Here is a 19964-nt window from a genome sequence, read left to right on the forward strand (position 1 = left end):
ATTTGCTCAGGACATGACAGTGACTTCAAGTATCTTCTGGTACGACTACGAGACGACCGGTATCGACCCGCGCCGCGATCGCCCTTTGCAGGTGGCCGGTATTCGTACCGATGAACAACTGAACGAGATTGGCGAGCCGCTCAATATCTACTGCAAACCCAGCGACGATATTCTGCCGCATCCCGCTGCTTGCATGATTACCGGCATAACGCCCCAGGTATTGGCGGAGCGGGGGCTCGATGAAGCCCAGTTCATGGCTCAGGTCCATGCGCAGCTATCGCAGCCTGGTACTTGCGGTGCGGGCTACAACAGTATCCGGTTTGATGATGAGGTCACGCGCTACAGCTTGTATCGCAACTTCTTTGACCCCTATGCGCGTGAATGGCAAGGCGGCAATAGCCGTTGGGACTTGATTGATCTGGTGCGCACGGCTTATGCGTTGCGCCCCGAAGGTATTGTCTGGCCCGAGCTGGAGGGGCGGGTCAGTCTCAAGCTGGAGTTGCTGACCGCGGCCAACGGTATTGAGCATGGTCAGGCGCATGATGCCTTGTCCGATGTGCGCGCAACTATCGCCCTGGCACGGCTGCTGCGCGACAAGCAACCCAAACTTTATTCTTATTTGTATGAGCTGCGTAGCAAGTCACGGGTATTGGATCAGGTCAAGTTACTGCAGCCGATGGTGCATGTTTCCGGCCGCTTTGCCGGGGACAACCACTATCTTTCGGTAGTGCTGCCACTGGCCTGGCATCCGCGTAACCGCAATGCGCTGATTGTGTGTGACTTGCAACGTGACCCAAGCGTGCTTCTCGACGAAACCGCCGATTCACTGCGCGAGCGTTTATACACCCGCCATGATGCACTGGGCGAAGGCCAGTTGCCGGTGCCCTTGAAGTTGCTGCATATCAACCGTTGTCCGGTGGTCGCGCCATTGAGTGTGCTGCGAGACGCTGATATCCAGCGTTTGCAGCTCGATTTGTCAAAACTCCAGGGGCGCGCCGATCAGCTAATCGCTGCCCAGTCCCAGTGGCAGGCGAAAATGCCCGAGATCTACCGCGATGAAGCATTTGCCGGTAGCGATGATCCGGAACAACAACTCTACGACGGCTTTATTGGTAATCGCGACCGTAACTTGTGCGAGCGAGTGCGCAGCTGTGAACCTGAACAGCTGGCCACAGAAAGTTGGCCGTTCGATGATGGGCGGCTACCCGAGCTGCTGTTTCGTTATCGGGCCCGCAACCTGCCATCAAGTTTGAGTGCAGAAGAGCAAGTGCGTTGGCAAGTTTTTTGCCAGCACCGCTTAACGCTGCCCGAATATGGTGCGCCCAATACAATAAGCCAGTTTGCCGAGGCCATGAACCAGGCGCTTTTAACTGCAACAGCTTCTCAACAACTAATTTTGCGTGAATGGCAAGCCTATGTTGAGCAGTTGGCTGTGCGCTACGGGCTTTCTTAGTCGATTATTTTCGCCTGTTAGTGTAGGACTGCGGGCCGTGCTCGGTAGGCATTAATAACAGGGTTAATATTTTTCTGGGGCGGCAGGGGCCAAACTATAGTTGGCAATGATTTTTTGGCATAAAAAACGCCGGTTTAACCGGCGTTTTGTTGAAACAGTGAACAACTTGCGGACGATTAGCCCAGCAAAGTAGCCCAGCTTTCAACCACGTCACCACCCCACTTGGCTTTCCACTCTTTCAGCGTCTTGTGGTTGCCACCTTTGGTTTCGATGACTTCACCATTGTGCGGGTTCTTGTACTGCTTGACCTTGCGAGCACGTTTGGTGCCGGTGGCCTTGCCGGCGCGGGCGTTCTTGCTGACTTTTGCATCTGGATCGAGCAGCGCGATAATGTCGCGCAGGGATTTTTGGTATTCGCCCATCAGTTTGCGCAGTTTGCCTTCAAACTCCAGTTCTTTCTGCAGCTTGTCATCTTGTGACATATTCTTCAGGCGTTCTTGCAGTTCTTTGATGGCTTCTTCTGTAGCGCGGTATTCGTTGATCAGCGACATATTGTGTACCTTGATTCATTCTGAGGTGTCTACGTATAACAAATAATAGACATGCACTTTTCACAAGTAAACAGGTTTATAAAGAAAAGTCACACTCTTGCAAGTAATAGGTTGTTTTACCCTGGGCTAACAACGGAGTGTGTGAAAAAACAATGCCCCTTATTTGCTGTGTCTATTGTCTGGGGCTGCTGATTGGGTGGGGGTTAAGCATTTTTGTATGCCCCATACTGTCAGGATTAATGCGGTTTTTTCTCGCACTGTCTAGAATGGCGCCTTTGTGAATTCAGCAGGAGCTTTTCATGCGCACTTTTCGGCTGGTAATTGCCTGTCCAGACCGTGTTGGTATTGTGGCCAAGGTCAGTAATTTTCTGGCTACTTATAACGGTTGGATTACCGAGGCCAGCCATCACTCGGATAATCAGACTGGCTGGTTTTTTATGCGTCATGAAATTCGTGCTGACTCGCTACCCTTTGATATAGACGGCTTCAAGCAGGCCTTCGGTCCGATTGCCCGTGAGTTTTCGATGGAGTGGCGAGTTACCGATTCGGATCACAAGAAGCGTGTCGTGCTGATGGCGAGTCGTGAGTCCCATTGCCTGGCTGACTTGCTGCATCGCTGGCACAGTGGCGAACTGGATTGCGAAATACCTTGCGTGATATCCAACCACGATGACTTGCGCAGCATGGTGGAGTGGCATGGCATTGCTTTCTTCCATGTTCCTGTTGATCCACAAGACAAGCAGCCGGCCTTCGATGAAGTGGCACGTTTGATCGAGATGCATCAGGCGGACGTGATTGTACTTGCACGCTACATGCAGATATTACCGCCGCAGTTGTGTCGTGATTACGCGCAACGCGTGATCAATATCCATCACAGCTTCTTGCCATCCTTCGTCGGTGCCAAGCCCTATCACCAGGCGTCGTTACGAGGCGTCAAGCTGATCGGCGCGACCTCGCACTATGTCACCGAGGAACTGGATGCAGGTCCGATCATCGAGCAAGACGTGGTACGTGTGAGCCACCGTGAAAGCATCGAGGAGATGGTGCGTCTTGGTAAGGACGTTGAAAAAATGGTGCTCTCACGTGGGCTACGCTATCACTTAGGAGATCGTGTTCTAGTGCACGACAACAAGACGGTTGTATTCGATTGACCGCCTTGTAGACGCCAGCCGGGCGACGCTTAGAGGAATTCGATTATGCTCAAGTCAATCAAGGTTCGTGACTACATGACCACCCACTTGGTGACATTTCGCGCCGAGACCGATTTATTCACAGCAATCAATCGATTGCTTGAGCATCGGATTGCCGGGGCTCCGGTGGTTGATTCACAGGGGCGTCTGGTGGGCCTGATATCGGAGGGGGATTGTTTGCGGGCAACCCTGTCTGGAGCCTATTACGAGTCGATTGGCGGTACGGTTGGTGACTACATGAGTCGCAATATCGAAACCATTACCCCGGAAACCAGCGTAATCGAAGTCTCCGAGCGCTTTTTGCAAGGCAAGCTGGGACGTATGCCGGTGATTGCCGATGGTCGCCTGGTCGGGCAGATAAGCCGCAGTGATGTGCTGCGTGCCGCCAAGGAGTTTGCCCAGCATGAACAGGGCAGGTCGCAGGCGGATTGATTAAGCTTTTTGCCAAGCCACTGCTCATTTCGCACAAGGAGATAACCCATGTCTGACCCATTTGATCGTGCGGTGTCCAAGGCGCCGGAGACGGTTGGAGAGGGTTGCCTGAGTCGTTACGACATTGATCAATTAAGCCCCGAGGACGGTGCAGACTTCTCTGCTGCGCAGGCGCTGCTCAAGCAAACGCAGAATATTGATCAAGAGGATGAGCGGGACGATCCTCGCCAGGAGCCGCATGACCAATCCCACAATTAGACAGGGCGCCATGATGGCGCCCTGTTTGAAGCCCTTGTCGCGCTAGATACGGAAGCTGCCCACCAATTGATTGAGACGGGTTGCCTGGCGCTCCAGATCGCTACAGGCGCGAAGTGTGGCCTGCAGGTTTTCGACCCCTTCCTGGTTCAGGGTGTTGATCTCGATGATGTCCATGTTCAGCGATTCGATTACCGAAGTTTGCTCCTCGGTTGCAGTGGCCACCGACTGGTTCATGCCGTCGATCTCGCCAATACGTTGGGTGACACTGCCAAGGCGTTCGCCGGCCTGGTTGGCAATGGCGACGCTTTCCTCGCTGTAACGTTGACTTTCGGTCATGGTCGTCACCGATTCGCGTGAGCCAACCTGCAACTCTTCGATCATGCTTTCGATTTCCTGCGCCGACTCTTGTGTGCGGTGTGCAAGGTTGCGCACTTCATCGGCGACGACGGCAAAGCCGCGTCCTGCTTCGCCGGCCCGTGCGGCTTCAATCGCTGCGTTGAGTGCCAGCAGGTTGGTCTGTTGCGAGATGCTTTTGATCACTTCAAGGATCTGGCCGATGTTTACGGTCTTGCTGTTCAGCGCTTCGATGTTGCTGCAAGAGGTGCTGATTTTTCCGGACAGGTCATTCATCGCCGCGATTGTGCGCTAAACCACCGATCGGCCGTCCTCTGCTTGCTCACGCGCATCCGAGGCCTGGGTTGATGCGTCTGCAGCATTGCGCGCGATTTCCTGGGCTGCGGCGCCAAGTTCATTGATTGCGGCGGCGACACTGTTGGTCCGGCTGGCTTGCTCATCAGAGTTGAGCATCGAGGAGTTCGAGGCGTTTACCACCAGTTTGGCAACTTCATTCACCTGGATGGTGGCCGAGGACACTTCTCGAATCGAGCTGTGAATCCGTTCAACGAACTGATTGAACGACTTGGCCATTTCTCCGAATTCATCGTTGCTGGTCGTGGCCAGGCGTTGTGTCAGGTCGCCTTCACCCATGGCGATATCCCGCATGGCCTGGCCCATCGTATGCAGCGGCTGCATAAGTACACGCATCAGGGCACTTAGCAACAGCATGATCAGGACCACGGCAATGATGGTCGCAACAATGGCTGATGTACGGAATTCACTGAGCATCGCATAGGCTTTGTCCTTGTCGATTGAAAGGCCCAGGTACCAGTTAACCGACGGCAAGCCCTTTACCGGGGTGAAACTTATGATGCGCTTGCTGCCGTTGATCTCAACCTCACTGATAGTGTCGCTGATGGTTGGCGCATTGGCAGCGTAGACATCCTTGAGTGATTTCATGACCAGCGACTTGTCCGGATGAACCAATATTTGACCGGACGAATTGACCAGGAAGGCAAAGCCGATGCCACCAAAGTCCAGGGAGTTGATGGTCTCGACCAGGGTTTTCATGCTCAAGTCGCCGCCAACCACGCCCGCATTCGGAGCGGGTGTGGCGATAGTGATAATCAAACCGCCTGTTGCCGCGTCAACATAGGGTTCGGTCAGCGTGGTGCCTGCTGTGGCCAGCGCTTCTTTGTACCAGGGCCGGGTGCGTGGGTCGTAGCCATCTGGCATCTTGTCGTCCGGGCGCATGGCAAAGCTGCCGTCGGTGCCGCCCAGGTAAGTAAAGTCGAAGGTTGAAGTCAGGGCTTTCTGTTCAAGCAGGCCGACAACCGCTGCGTTATCGGGGTTCTTCGATATTGACTGGGCAGCGCTCTCAACCAGCAGGATTCGGCCGGATAGCCAGTTTTGGATGTTACTGGCGGTTATGTCGCCCATTTCATGCAGGTAACTTTCGAGGTCCTCGGCAATGGCATTGCGTTGCAGATAATCGTTATAGAGTGTGAAAATCGAGAATGCTGCAACTACCACCAAGGCAGCAGCCAGCAGTATCTTGTGACTGAATTTCAAATTTGTGTTCATACACGCTTGCGCCCCTAGGGTACTGAAGCCAGTCTTTGAGAAGGATATATACGCGGCAACGCAAACTAGCGGCCTTAAGGAGCCTGCAAAAAAACGCCTGCATCACATTTTTCAGTGGCTCCACAGTCGGATATGTCGGCAGTCGGGCCCAGAAGCTTTAATCCAGAGGACGGTAAATATGGCTGTAGCAAAGCAAATAATCCTAGGGGCTGATCTTGAAGGACAGCCGGTCGGTCAATCCTTGCGTCTGGCCAATCGCCACGGCTTGATTGCAGGCGCAACCGGCACCGGGAAAACAGTGACGCTGCAGCGTTTGATTGAAAGCTTTAGCGATGCCGGAGTCGCGGTGTTCGCTGCGGATGTGAAAGGCGATCTATGCGGTGTCGGCGCCCAGGGCAATCCTCAAGGCAAGATTGCCGAGCGTATTACCAGCATGCCCTGGCTTAACCATGTGCCCAGGGCCTACCCGGTTTCACTCTGGGACATCAACGGCGAAAGTGGCCATCCGCTGCGCACCACCTTGAGTGAAATGGGGCCTTTGCTCCTCGGTTCACTGCTGGAGCTAAGCGACAGCCAGCAAGCTGCACTCTATGCCGCATTTAAAGTGGCGGATCGGGAAGGCTTGTTGTTGCTCGACCTCAAAGATCTGAAAGCCTTGCTCGGGCATCTGAAAGATCATCCCGAAGTGCTCGGTGAGGACGGCGCCCTATTTACCAAAACATCAGGCCAGGCCTTGCTGCGCCGGCTTTCCAGTCTTGAGCAGCAAGGTGCCGAGGCCTTGTTTGGTGAGCCGGCCTTGCAGCTCGAAGATATTCTTCAGCCCGATCCAAACGGCCAGGGTCGCGTGCATTTGCTAGACGCCAGTCGCCTGGTGCATGAGGCACCGAAAGTCTACGCCACCTTCCTGTTGTGGTTGCTGGCCGAACTTTTCGAGCAACTGCCGGAGCGCGGCGATGCAGATAAGCCAGTGCTGGCGTTGTTTTTCGATGAAGCGCATCTGTTATTTGCCGATACGCCCAGGGCTTTGCAGGAGCGCCTGGAACAGGTGGTGCGCTTGATTCGCTCCAAAGGCGTCGGGGTGTATTTCGTCACACAGTCGCCAAGCGACTTGCCCGACGATGTGCTGGCGCAGCTGGGCTTGCGCATTCAACATGGCTTGCGCGCATTTACCGCGAAAGAACAGAAGTCCCTACGCGCGGTCGCCGAGGGTTTTCGTCCCAATCCCGCGTTCGACACGCTCAGCGTGCTCACCGAGCTTGGTATTGGCGAGGCGCTGGTCAGTACCATGGAAGAGAAGGGCACTCCAGGCATGGTCCGGCGTGTGTCAATCGCCCCGCCGCAGTCGCGTGTCGGGCCATTGACCGAGGCCGAGCGCAGCACCTTGATCAAGCAGTCGCCGCTGGCTGGACGCTATGACAAGCCAATCGACCGTGAATCCGCCTATGAGTTACTGACTGCGCGAGCGGCCGCCGCCGAGGTTGAGCAAGAGGCCCAGGCACCCGCTAAGACCACAGGCAAGAACAAAGCCGTCAAGCAAGACGAAAGCTTGGCGGATATGGCCACTGATATGCTGGGAGGCTTTGCCAGCCAGGCCATGAAAACCGCCGTACGCCAAGCCGCTAACCAGTTTGGTCGACAGTTGGTGCGTGGTTTGCTGGGGTCTTTGCTAGGCAGTAAAAAACGCTGAAAACATCAGGTCGAGTCAGCCAGATGGAGGTTCAATAGCTCTGTCTGGCAGTCGATGGCTCAAGGTCCGGTTTTTTCTTCCAGCTCTTTTTCGATTTTCTGTATCTCTTTATCAAAGGCTTGATCGAGAAGAGAGGCTCTTTTACGCCAAGGCTTGCGTTCCGGTTCCGGCTGGGCGGCGTAGGTCAGTACTTCCCCGCCGTAGACATCCTTGTAACGCTGCGCCTGGCGCTCAAGTTCGGCGCGCAGTTCGTCTTTGGTCACGTTAAATCCCAAGGTCTGAGTTATCTATTGAAGTGACAACGCGAGCGGGTTGGGCTCGTTGTTACGGTCACTATTAATGTGGAAGCGTACTGTCAGTTTTCAATTGGCAATAAAACACGCCGACTGGGCGGCTTTAAATACAGTCAATGAAAATAACGCTTGCTGGGTATAGACGCCGACTTTCACTGTCGATCTGAAGCAATTATCGCGATCAGTTGAAAAATGTCCAGCCCTTGCACCACTTGGTTCAGTATTCAGATCGTCATTTGTTGCCTCTTTAGTTGGTAATGGGAGCATGGCCCTGACTGTTGGCTACAGGCGGGAGGCCGTCATGCGTTGTGTATGACTTGCCCAGGGTTAAAAGATTACAGATTGGCAGCCTGGCTTTAAGAAAAATTAAGCGCTGTGTATTTTTTTTGAATTTTTTAATTACCGGTTTTTGCCCTCTAGGACGAGGGTTTCCAGCTGTCAGGGAACTTTGGCTTGAGCTAAATGGAACGGGCTGTGTCGAATGCTAATATGCTCAAACGACTAGATCATAAGCATCACCTACACAGCGCCGCGAAGGAGGCCGTGATGAAGTATTTATGCCTGGTTTACAGCAATGAACAACAATTACACACCTCACCGGACAGCCCGAAAGACGAGGAGTGCTGGGCCTATGCAGAAGCGGTGCAACGAAGTGGCCGAATGATTGCCGCCGAAGCGTTGCAGCCGGTGCACAGTGCAACGACCGTGCGTAAGCGTGGTGGCCAGCTCTCAATCACCGACGGCCCTTTTGCCGAAACCAAGGAACAGCTGGCTGGGTTCTATTTGATTGATGCACGTGACTTGAATGAAGCAATTCAATTGGCCGGTGATATTCCAGCCGCACGAGTGGGGTGTGTGGAAGTTCGCCCGGTCAGGGAGTTGGATATTTAACTTAATTTAATAACGGCATCCATTGTTTGTATCACTAAAGGCCTCTTGGACGACGAGGCCTATAGTTACGCTTGGTAAACCGCTGACTAAGGCGTTTGCAGTTTCTTCAATGCTTCGCAGCTAACCGCATAGTTTGCTTTGCAGGCTGCGCTGTAGAGCGCTTTGGCCTGATTGGGGTCGCGGGTTACGCCGTGTTCGCCGGTGAAATAGAGGTTGCCGAGAATATGCTGGGCCATTGGGTTGCCCCCAGCTGCTGACTGGTTCAAATACTTGAGCATGGCATCGCGATTGGCAAAGGATGCGTCATCACGGCCAGTGTAGAGGTAGGCCAGGCTAACGGCTGCCATGGAGTGGCCCTTGTCAGCGGCTTTTTTCCACCAGAATTCGGCTTGCTTGAGATCCTTGACCGGACGGCCGACGAAGTAGGCGCTGCCAAGCTTGAATTGACTTTCCACGTCGCCGCTTTCGGCCGCTTTTCGCAATTGATCAAACTCGGGGTTGGCAGTTTGTTCCTGGGTGGTTTCGGGTGAGGTGGCAGGAGCGCTTGTATCAGTGCCCGCATCTTTGCTGGCGCAACCGCCGAGGACAAGCAGGGTAAACAGCACGGCTGGTAGGGTTGGGCGCGCCAGTAGATTGGTTTTGATCATGGTTGATTCCTGATTTGACGAGAGCATGGTGCATAAGGCGGCATGACTAAAGAAGCCTCAACAAAGACAACAGTGACGGGAATAAGTTGGCAAAGCCATGGATTTCTTGGTGGATTGAAATTTATATAGTAAATTTTCATGAGATTATGAGTTGAATATTTCATGAGGCAGCCATGTTCAAACAGTCCGCCCAGCACGTTCAGAGTTATTATGCCGCAACCTATCCAGAACCTTTGCGTTTGCGCGATACCCTTGAGGCGTCGCTGAGTACCGAGGTGCTGATCATTGGTGGTGGCTTTAGCGGGCTGCATTGTGCGTTGCGATTGTTACAGGCAGGCAAGCGCGTGGTGGTTCTCGAAGCCAGTCGGTTGGCATGGGCGGCATCGGGGCGTAATGGCGGCCAGGCGCTGCTCGGTTGGTCATGCGATATGCCGCCGTTCGAAGCGGCGCTGGGTTTGAGTGGTGCGCAACAATTGTGGCGCAGCATGCAATGGGCCGCAGATGAAATACGTGAGTTGCCCAGGCGTTATGGTTTTGATATCGATTACCGTCCGGGCAGCCTCTACACTGCGGTATTGGCGCGGCGAGTGACCCAGTTGCAGGACGCCGAACGCGAAGCGCATGAAAAATGGAACAGCCCGGGCGTGCGCTTTATTGCCGGGGATGAATTGCGCGACTGGATAGGCAGTGATCGTTATCAGGCGGCGCTCTATGACCCGCAGGGAGCGCACATCAATCCGCTGAAACTCGCCCAGGGCCTGGCTACTGCAATTGAGCAACTGGGCGGGCAGATTTTCGAACAGAGTCAGGTATTGGATTACCGGCAGACGGCTGAAGGTTACCGCGCACGAACAGCCAACGGTGAGGTGCATGCTGATGTGCTGGTCCTGGCCTGCAATGCCTATATTGATCGTCTGGAACCGACATTGAGCCGGCGCATATTGCCCGTGGGCTCCTATCAAGTTGCAACCGAGCCGTTGGAGGCGGAACTGGCCCAATCGTTGCTGCCGAAAAACAGTTGTGTCATCGATAACCAGTTCGTCCCGGACTACTTCCGCTTGACCCCCGATAACCGCCTGTTGTTCGGCGGTGGCTGCACATACCTAGGTGGAATTCCTAAGGACGTTGCGGCTGCAACCCGGCCTTATCTCGAACGGGTATTTCCTCAACTGCGCGGAGTTGCGCTGGACTATGGGTGGGGCGGTCATATCGACTGCACCATGAAGCGCACTCCGGATATTGGTTGCGAAGGCCAGCGTTACTGGTTGCAAGGGTTTTCCGGCCATGGCGTTTTACCCACCCTGGCCGGAGCTCGGGCGGTGAGCGATGCGATTCTTGGCGATAGCGAGTTGCTGGCTCTCTACCAAGGGATGCACAACCCGGCCTTTCCCGGTGGTTCCCGTCTTGCAGCGCCCATCGAGGCCCTGGGCAAGGCCTGGTACCGCCTGCGCGATGCGCTTTAGTCCATGCTTGTTTGAGGATTCGATATGGATATGCAAGACGAAGTCGAAGGACTGGCGATACTGATTCGTGACCTGCGCAAGCACAAAAAGGTCAGCCTCGAGGCCTTGGCTGGACAGGTGGGGCGTTCAGTGGGCTTTCTGTCGCAGGTTGAACGGGCGATTTCAAAGCCTACGGTAGCTGACCTGACCGCTATCTCGGAGGCGTTGGGCGTCTCTACCAGTTATTTCTATAACCTCAGCAAACCCCGTGAGGTGGCTTGGGTGACCCGTCCCGATGAACGCCGGACCCTGTATTACGCTGGCGGGATTACTGACGTTCTGGTTTCACCAAGCATGTCGGCCGGTTTCTCTATGCTGGAAAGTCATCTGGCGCCTGGCGCCACCAGTGGTGAAGGGCATTTGGATGACAGCTCCGAGCAAGGCGGGTTTGTGCTTGAGGGCGAACTGACCATCTGGATTGGGGATGCTGGCGATGAGCAGGCCAGCCCGGTGACCTTGCGCGCCAACGATGGTTTTCAGTTGCCGCCACACAGCCAGTTTCGCTATGCGAACCTCAGCCAGCAGATGACGCGCGTGCTTTGGGTCTTCAGGTAGGCTGGCCTGCGCGGCCCCATTAATCGCAATTATTTTGTCGTGTTTGGCGTTTGCAACTGGGGCTGGAGCTGCGATGCTTTAGATGGTTTTCTGAATTCAATGTTTTCGAGGTGGGTATGCAGATCAGTTGTGATTTCGACAGTGGCAATATTGAGGTCATTGATGACAGTAATCCTCAACGGGTCCTGCTGGCGATACGACCTGATCTGCGCAGCCATCATTTCCAGTGGTTTCACTTCAAGGTGGATGGCCTGACGCCGGGTCGCCCGATTGGCTTCAGCCTGACCAATGCCCACAATTCTGCGTACAGTCACGCCTGGAGCGGGTACGACACCGCTGCCTCATATGACCAGAAAAAGTGGTTCAGGGTGCCAAGTCGCTTTCAGGATGGGGCGCTGGATTTTGAGTTGGCACCGCACCAGACGCAGATCTGGTTTGCCTATTTCGAACCCTATAGTCGCGCTCGTCATGACCAGTTGATTGCCAGCGCGATTGCCGATGCCGGCGCGCAGCTTTTCGCCACCGGCAAGAGTATTGAAGGGCGTGATATCCAGTTGCTGAAAGTCAGCCGCAACCCCAAGGCGCAACGCAAGGTCTGGATCATCGCCCAGCAGCATCCAGGCGAACACATGGCCGAGTGGTACATGGAAGGTGTGATCGAGCGACTTAAAAATCGTGATGACGCACAGCTCAACCACTTGCTTGAGCAAGCTGATCTGTACCTGGTGCCGAACATGAACCCAGACGGCGCCTTTCGTGGGCACCTGCGCACCAACGCCGCCGGTCAGGACCTTAACCGGGCTTGGCAATCGGCAAGTCCGGAACAGAGTCCCGAGGTGTACTTCGTCCAGCAGCAGATGCGCAAGGTCGGCGTCGACATGTTTCTGGACATTCATGGCGATGAAGAAATTCCCCATGTGTTTGCGGCCGGTTGCGAGGGCAACCCGGGTTTTGACGCGCGCCTGGAGGCGCTCGACAACGAGTTCCGCAGCCGACTGGTTGCCAGTGGTGCTGAGTTCCAGACACGCTTTGGTTATCCGCGCAGTGCGCCTGGCAAAGCCAATACCACCTTGGCGTGCAACTCGGTTGGTATGGAGTTCGACTGCCTGGCGTTCACCATCGAGATGCCATTCAAGGATCACAATGACACGCCGTGCCCACGCACGGGCTGGAACGGGCAGCGCTCGGCGCAATTGGGCAAGGATGTACTTGGCGTCATCGCCGATATGGTCGAGCAATTGCGCTGAGCAGTCGGCCAGGCGGGGGCAGGGCTCTGAACATGGTTTGTAACGCTTGAGGCGTTGGTTTTACTGAACCCTTGATTGAATCTATAGGTCGCAGTTGTCTGCCTGGATAATGATGTTCAGGTGTAACCGTTCTCAAGGACAGTGAATGCTCAGCGTTAACCTTGGCCCCTTGACCATGTCGGTCGCTCATTTGTTGTTATTAGGCAGTTTGTTGGTGGCCACGCTGGTTGGCTGGTGGGTTGGGCGCAATGCCGGGAGCAATCCCGAAAACCGCCTGTTCCTGATGTTCTTGGTTGGGGTGCTCGGTGCCCGTTGCGCATTCGTCGTGCGTTACTTCGAACAGTTCAAGAGTGACCCGTGGCAAGTGATCGATCTGCGCGATGGTGGCTTTATTGCCTGGCCTGGCATCCTGCTGGCGCTGTTACTGGGGCTGTACTGGTTGGTCAGGCAACCGCCGATGCGCCGTCCGTTGGCGATGGCATTGGTGGCCGGGTTATTGGCCTGGGGATCGGGCTCGGCAGTTATGCGCGCGCTGGAGCAGGGCACCCGTTTGCCGGATGTTGCATTGACCACGCAGGATGGCAAGGCGGTTGAGCTGAGCGACTATGTTGGCAAGCCGTTGGTGGTCAATCTCTGGGCAACCTGGTGTCCGCCGTGCCGACGTGAGATGCCCGTATTGGCCGCAGCGCAGGAACGTCATGCCGAGGTAACTTTCCTGTTCGTCAACCAGGGCGAGACCGAGGATGAAATCAAGCGGTTTCTCAATGCCGGCCAACTCAATATGGATAATGTACTGCTTGATAGCCATGCGCGCCTGGGGCCAATGCTTGGCTCGCGTGCATTACCCACCACCGTGTTCTACGACGCCCAGGGGCGACAGCTTGGCAGCCACTTGGGTGAGTTGTCTGAAGCCAGTCTGCTGCAGGTATTAGACCTGTTTAAAAAGGATGATAAACAATGACCAAGTTGATACTTGAGCCTTCTCGCTGGTTGACGCTGGCGCTGTTGAGCGCTGCTGCGACGAGCCTGCATGCCGAGCAATGGCCTGCGCCAATCAAGGCCGTCGAGGCGCGCGGCGCTGAAATTGTCGGCCGTTTCGATGCCCCGGGTGGCATGCAGGGGTTTGCCGCCAAATACAATGGCCAAGGCATGGCGCTGTACCTGATGCCGGACGGCAAGCACGTGCTGCTCGGTACATTGCTCGACGAGCAGGGTGCCGATCTCAGCGAAGCGCCGCTGGAGCAACTGGTCTACCAGCCGATGGCCAAGCAAATGTGGGCGCGAATGGAGAAAAGCCACTGGGTTGGCGATGGTAAGGACGATGCACCGCGTGTCGTGTACGTATTCAGCGACCCCAACTGCCCGTACTGCACCCTGTTCTGGAAGCAGTCGCGGCCCTGGGTCGAGGCAGGCAAGGTGCAGTTGCGCCATATCATGGTGGGTATCATTCGCGAGGACAGCGAGGCCAAGGCGGCCACCATTCTTGCGGCCAAATCGCCAGAGCAAGCGCTTAACGAGCATGAGTCTGCTGGGCAATCCAGTACGCTGGCGCCGCTAAAAACCATTCCGCCACACATCCAGAAGCAGCTTGATAGCAATCTTGAGCTGATGAACGAGCTGGGTGGCCAGGCGACCCCGGCGATTTTCTATCTGGATAAAGACGGGCGCCTGCAGCAGCAACAAGGTGCGCCGCGTCCAGATGCCTTGAAAGCGATCATGGGCGAGTAGGGATGTAGGGCGGACAGCGCTTTTCTGTCCGCCATTTATCGCAAGTTAAGGTCTATCGCAAATAACTGGACTCTGGTGGGCAAGCTTCGCGTTGCCGCATCCTAGGAAACACACAATGGCAGACAAGGCTTGTTTGTCCGCCATTGCTGCCAGCTGATCAGCCGCGGTAGTAGCGTTGCTCAACGAAAGGTGTCTTGGCCACTTTCATCGGCACACGCTTGCCCCGTACTATTGCCCAGACATCACTGCCAACCGGCACATGACTGGCCTGAACGTAGCCCATGGCAACCGGCGCGCCCAGGGTAGGGCCGAAACCGCCGCTGGTGACTGCGCCTATGATGTTGCCATCGGCATCGACGATTTCAGCCCCCTCGCGTACTGGTACGCGCTCTTGCGGCAACAGGCCCACGCGCTTGCTGGCAACGCCGGCTTGTTGTTGGGCGAAGATCTGCTCTGCGCCGGGGAAGCCGCCAGCACGGGCACCATCGGCGCGACGTGGCTTGGACATGGCCCAGAGCAGGCTGGCCTCGATTGGCGTGGTGCTGGTGCTCATGTCATGGCCATACAGGCATAGGCCAGCTTCCAGGCGAAGTGAGTCACGGGCACCAAGGCCAATGGCTTCGACTTCTGGCTCGGCCAGCAGGCTGCGGGCCAGGGTTTCAGCGCTTTCGTTAGACACTGAAATTTCGTAGCCGTCTTCGCCGGTATAGCCCGAACGGCTCACGTAGCAATCAACACCGAGCAGGCGAACCTGGGCGAATTGCATAAAGGTCATCTTCGCCACTTCTGGTGCGAGGCGGCTGAGCACGTCAACGGCTTTAGGGCCTTGCAGGGCCAGCAGGGCCCGCGTTTCAAACAGGCTCTCGATCTCGCATTGCTCGCCAATGTGCTTGCGCAGGTGCGCCAGGTCCTGGTCCTTGCAGGCCGCGTTGACCACCAGGAACAGGGTGTCGTCGCCGAGGTTGGCGACCATCAGGTCGTCGAGAATGCCGCCGTTTTCATCGGTGAACATTGCATAGCGCTGCATGCCAACTGGCAGGTCGATGATGTCGACCGGTACCAGGGTTTCCAGCGCCTTGGCTGCATTGGCGCCGCGCAGCACCAACTGGCCCATGTGCGAGACATCGAACAAGCCAGCTTGGTCGCGAGTCTGCAAGTGTTCCTTCATGACGCCGAGCGGATACTGCACCGGCATGTCATAGCCTGCGAATGGCACCATGCGTGCGCCCAGTTCAAGGTGCAGTGCGTGCAGTGGGGTTTTTGCGAGTGTTTCGGTAGTCATGCAGGTCTCCTTGGTATTCTGTTCGCTGCGCTCCTGTGCGGAACGCAGCGCTCAATCAGCATTCGATAATATTGACAGCCAGGCCGCCGCGAGCGGTTTCCTTGTACTTGCTTTTCATGTCGGCGCCGGTCTGGCGCATGGTGCGAATCACCTTGTCCAGCGAGATAAAGTGCTGGCCGTCGCCGCGCAGTGCCATGCGCACTGCATTGATGGCCTTGACCGAACCCATTGCATTGCGTTCGATGCAGGGCACCTGGACCAGGCCTCCAACGGGGTCGCAAGTCAGGCCAAGGTTGTGCTCCATGCCGATTTCCGCCGCGTTTTCGACCTGTTGCACGCTGCCGCCAAGCACTTCGCACAAGGCGCCCGCCGCCATTGAACAAGCAACGCCCACTTCGCCCTGGCAGCCGACTTCGGCACCGGAGATCGAGGCATTCTCCTTGTAGAGGATGCCGATGGCCGCCCCCGTCAACAAAAAGCGCACCACGCCATCGTCGTTGGCACCGCTGATAAAGCGTGTGTAGTAATGCAAGACCGCCGGAATGATCCCGGCTGCGCCATTGGTTGGTGCAGTCACGACGCGGCCGCCGCTGGCATTTTCTTCATTGACCGCCAGGGCATAGAGGTTGACCCAGTCGAGCACGCTCAATGCATCGCGCATATTGGCTTCGGGGTTCTTGCACAGTTGGCGATACAACGCCGCTGCGCGCCGTTTCACTTTCAGGCCGCCGGGCATGATGCCTTCGTTGTTGCAGCCCGCCGTGACGCAATCTTGCATCACCTGCCAGATATTCAGCAGACGTTCACGGGTTTCCGCTTCGGGACGCCAGGCCGCTTCATTGGCCAGCATCACCTGGCTGATCGACAGATTATGCTCGGCACAATGGGCCAGCAGCTGTTTGCCGGTGGTGAAGGGGTAGGCCAGCTGGGTTTGATCCTCCACGATGCGGTCGGCGCCTGCGGCTTCATCGTCCACCACAAAACCACCGCCAACCGAGTAGTACTCGCGGCTGCGCACTTGCAGGCCGGCTTGATCAAAGGCGCGGAAGATCATGCCATTGGGATGGAACGCCAAGGGTTTGCGGATCATCGCCAGGTGTTCTTTTTCGACAAAACGAATGGTTTTTTCGCCGAGTAGATCCAGTTCGCCAGCGGCTCGAATCGCCTTGAGGCGCTCATCAATGGTGCTGGTGTCGACGCTGTCGGGTTGTTCGCCGAGCAAACCGAGCAAGACCGCTTTGTCGCTGCAGTGGCCCTTGCCGGTGGCGCCCAGCGAGCCATAGAGCTCGACCTTGACCTGCTCGGTAGCTGCCAGCAGGTCATCGCGGCGCAAACCTTCGACAAAACGTGCAGCCGCTCGCATCGGCCCGACCGTGTGCGAGCTGGAGGGGCCGATACCAATTTTGAACAAGTCAAAAACACTGAGTGACATATAACCTCGTGGGGCTGCGCCTGTAGCGCGAGCCGCATCAATAATTGCTTGTGAGGCCAGGTGCGCCAGTCGCCTTGTGAGCGGCTGGCGAGCCTTACTTATTCAGCGTAGACCGGGAAGGTCTTGCAGAACTCGCTGACCTGACCACGTACACGTTCGATAACTGCAGGATTGTCCAGTTCATCGAGAATGTCGCAGATCCAGCCCGCCAGCCCACGGCATTCACCTTCCTTGAAGCCACGGGTGGTCACGGCCGGGGTGCCAATGCGGATGCCCGAGGTGACGAAAGGTGACTGCGGGTCGTTTGGCACTGCGTTTTTGTTCACGGTGATATGCGCCGCGCCCAACGCTGCATCGGCAGCCTTTCCGGTCAGGCCTTGCTTGATCAGGCTCAGCAGGAACAGATGGTTATCAGTGCCGCCGGAAACCACTTCATAGCCGCGTCCGACAAAGACCTCGGCCATGGCCTGGGCGTTGTTGATGACCTGCAGTTGATAGGCCTTGAAGCTTGGCTCCATGGCTTCCTTGAAGCACACCGCTTTACCGGCAATAACGTGCATCAGCGGGCCGCCCTGGCTGCCGGGGAAAACCGCCGAGTTGAGTTTCTTCTCGATCGCTTCGTTGGCCTTGGCCAGAATCAGGCCGCCGCGTGGGCCGCGCAGGGTCTTGTGCGTGGTGGTGGTGACCACGTCAGCATAGGGCAGTGGGTTGGGGTACAGGCCTGCGGCGACCAGACCGGCAACGTGGGCCATGTCGACGAACAGGTAAGCGCCAACTTTGTCGGCGATTTCGCGGAAACGGGCGAAGTCCAGGGTACGCGAATAGGCAGAGAAGCCCGCCACTATCATCTTGGGCTTGTGCTCAAGGGCCAGGCGCTCGACTTCGGCGTAGTCAATCAGGCCTTGCTCGTCGATGCCGTACTGGATAGCGTTGTAGAGCTTGCCGGATGAGCTGACGTGGGCGCCGTGGGTCAGGTGGCCGCCATGGGCCAGGCTCATGCCCAGGATGGTGTCGCCGGCCTGCAGCAGCGCCAGGTAGACCGCGGAGTTGGCGGACGAACCCGAGTGTGGCTGGACGTTGGCGTAGTCGGCACCGAACAGCTGCTTGGCGCGCTCGATGGCCAGGCTTTCGACCACATCAACGTGCTCGCAGCCGCCGTAATAGCGCTTGCCCGGATAGCCTTCGGCGTACTTGTTGGTCAAGCCGCTGCCCTGGGCTTCCATCACCGCTGGGCTGGTGTAGTTTTCCGAGGCGATCAGCTCGATGTGGTCTTCCTGGCGGCGGTCTTCTGCTTGCAGGGCGCGGGCCAGGGCTGGATCGTATTCGTTCAAAGTCAGGCTTTTGTAGAACATTGCGGCTGTCCTTAAAGTCGGGCGCGAGCGGTTATCGCTCGCGCCATGTTGAGTTAGCGTTGCAGTGATTCAACACTGCGCTTGACGATGTCAGGGTTGAAATGATCGCGGGTCAGCTTGACCACGACCGGGCTCAACAGCAGCAGCGAGAGCAGGTTGGGCAGGGCCATCAAGCCGTTGAGGGTGTCGGCCAGCAGCCAGGCAAAGTCGAGCTGGGCAATAGCGCCAAACGGCACGGCCAGTACCCAGATAATGCGAAACGGCAGGATCGCCTTGGTGCCGACCATGAACTCCCAGCATTTTTCGCCAAAATAGCTCCAGCCAAGAATAGTGGTGAAGGCAAATATCACCAGGGCAATACTCAGGAATGCGCCGCCGAAACCGGGCATTGCCGACTCGAAGGCCGAGGCTGAAAGGGCTGCGCCACTGACGCCGCTGGTCCAGACGCCTGAGCAGATGATGGCCAGGCCGGTCATGGTGCAGATCACCAGGGTGTCGATAAAGGTTCCGAGCATGCCGATCATGCCCGAGCGTACCGGACTATTGGTGGTGCCGGCCGCCTGGGCGATACCGGCCGTACCGAGACCTGCTTCGTTGGAGAAAATACCGCGCGCCACACCAAAGCGGATCGCTGCCATGACTGCTGCGCCAGCAAAACCACCGGTGGCGGCTGCAGGGCTGAAGGCATAGGTGAAGATCATGCCGAACGCATTGGGGATCTGGTCGGCAAACACCACCAGCACCACGATAGAGGCGACGATGTAGGCAACGCACATGAAGGGCACCAAGGCTGCGGCGACCACGCCAATACGCTTGATGCCACCAAGGATAACCAGGCCAACGGCAACCATGCTGACAACGCCAGTTACCCACAGCGGAACATTGAAGGTGCTTTCAAGGGCATGGGCCATGCTGTTGACCTGGACCATGTTGCCGATGCCAAAGCCAGCTAGGCCGCCGAAGATGGCGAAGGCAGTGCCAAGCCAGAGCCACTTCTGGCCCAGGCCATTCTTGATTGCATACATGGGCCCGCCGACATGCTCGCCGCGGTCATCTTTCTCACGGTAATGAACTGCCAGAACCACTTCGCAGTACTTGGTCGCCATCCCGACCAGCGCGGTACACCACATCCAGAATAGCGCGCCAGGCCCGCCAAGGAAGATAGCGGTCGCCACACCGGCAATGTTGCCGGTGCCCACGGTTGCCGCCAGGCAGGTCATCAACGCCTGGAATGGGCTGATTTCGCCGCTGGCATCATCGTCTTTCTTGCGACCTTTCCACATCAGGCTGAAGCCTGCGCCAATCTTGCTCAGCGGCATGAACTTCAGGCGCAGCATCAGGAACAGGCCTGTACCGAGAATCGCCACCAGCATCGGTGGGCCCCAGACAAGTCCGTTTATTGAGTTAACCAAAGTGTTGATAAATTCCATGGAACGCACCTTTTTGTTGTTGTTAGCGTCAGGAGGAGCCTGCGCTCGATAGGGGCTGTTAGCAGTGGTCTTACTGTAGCTTGCTGGTTTTGCGCAGTGGCTGACTGCAGTCAT

The 19964-nt window shown here is 56.5% G+C and carries 19 protein-coding genes and 1 pseudogene; 11 read left to right on the forward strand and 9 right to left on the reverse strand.

Going from position 1 to position 19964, the window contains the following annotated elements:
• The first annotated feature begins 13 nt into the window (after nucleotides 1-13).
• Entirely contained in the window at nucleotides 14-1453 is a 1440-nt protein-coding gene (sbcB, locus tag PSES9_RS0109795; RefSeq protein WP_443216055.1) for an exodeoxyribonuclease I, read from the forward strand.
• Between the two features lie 176 nt (nucleotides 1454-1629).
• Here the strand turns inward: sbcB and mvaT are convergent, their stop codons facing one another.
• Nucleotides 1630-2004, reverse strand: a complete 375-nt coding sequence (gene mvaT / locus PSES9_RS0109800; RefSeq protein ID WP_010486454.1) for a histone-like nucleoid-structuring protein MvaT — start codon at nucleotides 2002-2004, stop codon at nucleotides 1630-1632.
• 299 nt (nucleotides 2005-2303) lie between these two features.
• Between mvaT and purU the strand changes: the two genes are divergently transcribed.
• The 3 genes from purU to PSES9_RS0109815 are packed head-to-tail and all read left to right on the forward strand — an operon-like array spanning nucleotide 2304 to nucleotide 3884.
• A complete protein-coding gene (gene purU, locus PSES9_RS0109805) occupies nucleotides 2304-3155 on the forward strand; it encodes a formyltetrahydrofolate deformylase (protein ID WP_010486456.1) in 852 nt (283 codons plus the stop codon).
• A 45-nt stretch (nucleotides 3156-3200) separates the two neighbouring features.
• Nucleotides 3201-3626, forward strand: a complete 426-nt coding sequence (locus tag PSES9_RS0109810) for a CBS domain-containing protein (RefSeq protein WP_010486458.1) — start codon at nucleotides 3201-3203, stop codon at nucleotides 3624-3626.
• A gap of 48 nt (nucleotides 3627-3674) precedes the next feature.
• Nucleotides 3675-3884 (forward strand): hypothetical protein, encoded by a 210-nt coding sequence (locus tag PSES9_RS0109815; RefSeq protein ID WP_010486460.1) that lies wholly within the window; start codon nucleotides 3675-3677, stop codon nucleotides 3882-3884.
• 42 nt (nucleotides 3885-3926) lie between these two features.
• Here PSES9_RS0109815 and PSES9_RS25690 read toward each other — a convergent pair.
• Both PSES9_RS25690 and PSES9_RS23300 read right to left on the reverse strand, forming a co-directional pair.
• Nucleotides 3927-4433: pseudogene (locus tag PSES9_RS25690) on the reverse strand (methyl-accepting chemotaxis protein); the annotation flags it as partial.
• A gap of 96 nt (nucleotides 4434-4529) precedes the next feature.
• Nucleotides 4530-5804: a methyl-accepting chemotaxis protein gene (locus tag PSES9_RS23300; RefSeq protein ID WP_443216056.1), complete on the reverse strand. Its 1275-nt coding sequence runs from the start codon at nucleotides 5802-5804 to the stop codon at nucleotides 4530-4532.
• A 178-nt stretch (nucleotides 5805-5982) separates the two neighbouring features.
• Between PSES9_RS23300 and PSES9_RS0109825 the strand changes: the two genes are divergently transcribed.
• Nucleotides 5983-7491, forward strand: coding sequence for a helicase HerA-like domain-containing protein (locus tag PSES9_RS0109825; protein ID WP_010486462.1), 1509 nt, complete (start codon nucleotides 5983-5985; stop codon nucleotides 7489-7491).
• A gap of 59 nt (nucleotides 7492-7550) precedes the next feature.
• Here the strand turns inward: PSES9_RS0109825 and PSES9_RS0109830 are convergent, their stop codons facing one another.
• Nucleotides 7551-7754, reverse strand: coding sequence for a hypothetical protein (locus PSES9_RS0109830; RefSeq protein ID WP_010486464.1), 204 nt, complete (start codon nucleotides 7752-7754; stop codon nucleotides 7551-7553).
• A 576-nt stretch (nucleotides 7755-8330) separates the two neighbouring features.
• On the opposite strand from PSES9_RS0109830, the gene PSES9_RS0109835 reads away from it, so the two are divergent.
• Nucleotides 8331-8675, forward strand: coding sequence for a YciI family protein (locus tag PSES9_RS0109835; RefSeq protein ID WP_010486465.1), 345 nt, complete (start codon nucleotides 8331-8333; stop codon nucleotides 8673-8675).
• An 86-nt stretch (nucleotides 8676-8761) separates the two neighbouring features.
• Here the strand turns inward: PSES9_RS0109835 and PSES9_RS0109840 are convergent, their stop codons facing one another.
• Complete coding sequence (locus PSES9_RS0109840) at nucleotides 8762-9322, reverse strand: tetratricopeptide repeat protein (RefSeq protein WP_010486467.1); 561 nt, start codon at nucleotides 9320-9322, stop codon at nucleotides 8762-8764.
• A 173-nt stretch (nucleotides 9323-9495) separates the two neighbouring features.
• Between PSES9_RS0109840 and PSES9_RS0109845 the strand changes: the two genes are divergently transcribed.
• The 5 genes from PSES9_RS0109845 (at nucleotide 9496) to dsbG (ending at nucleotide 14354) form a co-directional block, all read left to right on the forward strand.
• Nucleotides 9496-10785: an NAD(P)/FAD-dependent oxidoreductase gene (locus tag PSES9_RS0109845; protein WP_010486469.1), complete on the forward strand. Its 1290-nt coding sequence runs from the start codon at nucleotides 9496-9498 to the stop codon at nucleotides 10783-10785.
• A gap of 24 nt (nucleotides 10786-10809) precedes the next feature.
• Nucleotides 10810-11379, forward strand: coding sequence for a helix-turn-helix domain-containing protein (locus tag PSES9_RS0109850; RefSeq protein ID WP_010486470.1), 570 nt, complete (start codon nucleotides 10810-10812; stop codon nucleotides 11377-11379).
• 116 nt (nucleotides 11380-11495) lie between these two features.
• Nucleotides 11496-12626, forward strand: a complete 1131-nt coding sequence (locus PSES9_RS0109855) for a M14 family metallopeptidase (RefSeq protein ID WP_010486472.1) — start codon at nucleotides 11496-11498, stop codon at nucleotides 12624-12626.
• Nucleotides 12627-12771: 145 nt separating this feature from the next.
• Complete coding sequence (locus PSES9_RS0109860; RefSeq protein WP_010486473.1) at nucleotides 12772-13587, forward strand: TlpA disulfide reductase family protein; 816 nt, start codon at nucleotides 12772-12774, stop codon at nucleotides 13585-13587.
• Nucleotides 13584-14354 (forward strand): thiol:disulfide interchange protein DsbG, encoded by a 771-nt coding sequence (gene dsbG, locus PSES9_RS0109865; protein ID WP_010486474.1) that lies wholly within the window; start codon nucleotides 13584-13586, stop codon nucleotides 14352-14354. The genes PSES9_RS0109860 and dsbG overlap by 4 nt, the downstream gene beginning before the upstream one ends.
• 157 nt (nucleotides 14355-14511) lie before the next feature.
• Here dsbG and gcvT read toward each other — a convergent pair whose 3' ends face one another.
• The 4 genes from gcvT to PSES9_RS0109885 form a co-directional block, all read right to left on the reverse strand.
• Nucleotides 14512-15636, reverse strand: coding sequence for a glycine cleavage system aminomethyltransferase GcvT (gene gcvT, locus PSES9_RS0109870; RefSeq protein ID WP_010486476.1), 1125 nt, complete (start codon nucleotides 15634-15636; stop codon nucleotides 14512-14514).
• Nucleotides 15637-15691: 55 nt separating this feature from the next.
• Nucleotides 15692-17068: an L-serine ammonia-lyase gene (locus PSES9_RS0109875; RefSeq protein WP_010486478.1), complete on the reverse strand. Its 1377-nt coding sequence runs from the start codon at nucleotides 17066-17068 to the stop codon at nucleotides 15692-15694.
• Nucleotides 17069-17166: 98 nt separating this feature from the next.
• On the reverse strand, nucleotides 17167-18420 hold the full coding sequence (gene glyA, locus PSES9_RS0109880) for a serine hydroxymethyltransferase (protein WP_010486480.1): 1254 nt from the start codon (nucleotides 18418-18420) through the stop codon (nucleotides 17167-17169).
• Nucleotides 18421-18473: 53 nt separating this feature from the next.
• Nucleotides 18474-19850, reverse strand: a complete 1377-nt coding sequence (locus PSES9_RS0109885) for an alanine/glycine:cation symporter family protein (protein WP_010486482.1) — start codon at nucleotides 19848-19850, stop codon at nucleotides 18474-18476.
• Between the last annotated feature and the right edge of the window lie 114 nt (nucleotides 19851-19964).

Origin of the sequence: Pseudomonas sp. S9 (assembly GCF_000222125.1) — a bacterium.
Taxonomy (GTDB): domain Bacteria; phylum Pseudomonadota; class Gammaproteobacteria; order Pseudomonadales; family Pseudomonadaceae; genus Aquipseudomonas; species Aquipseudomonas segetis.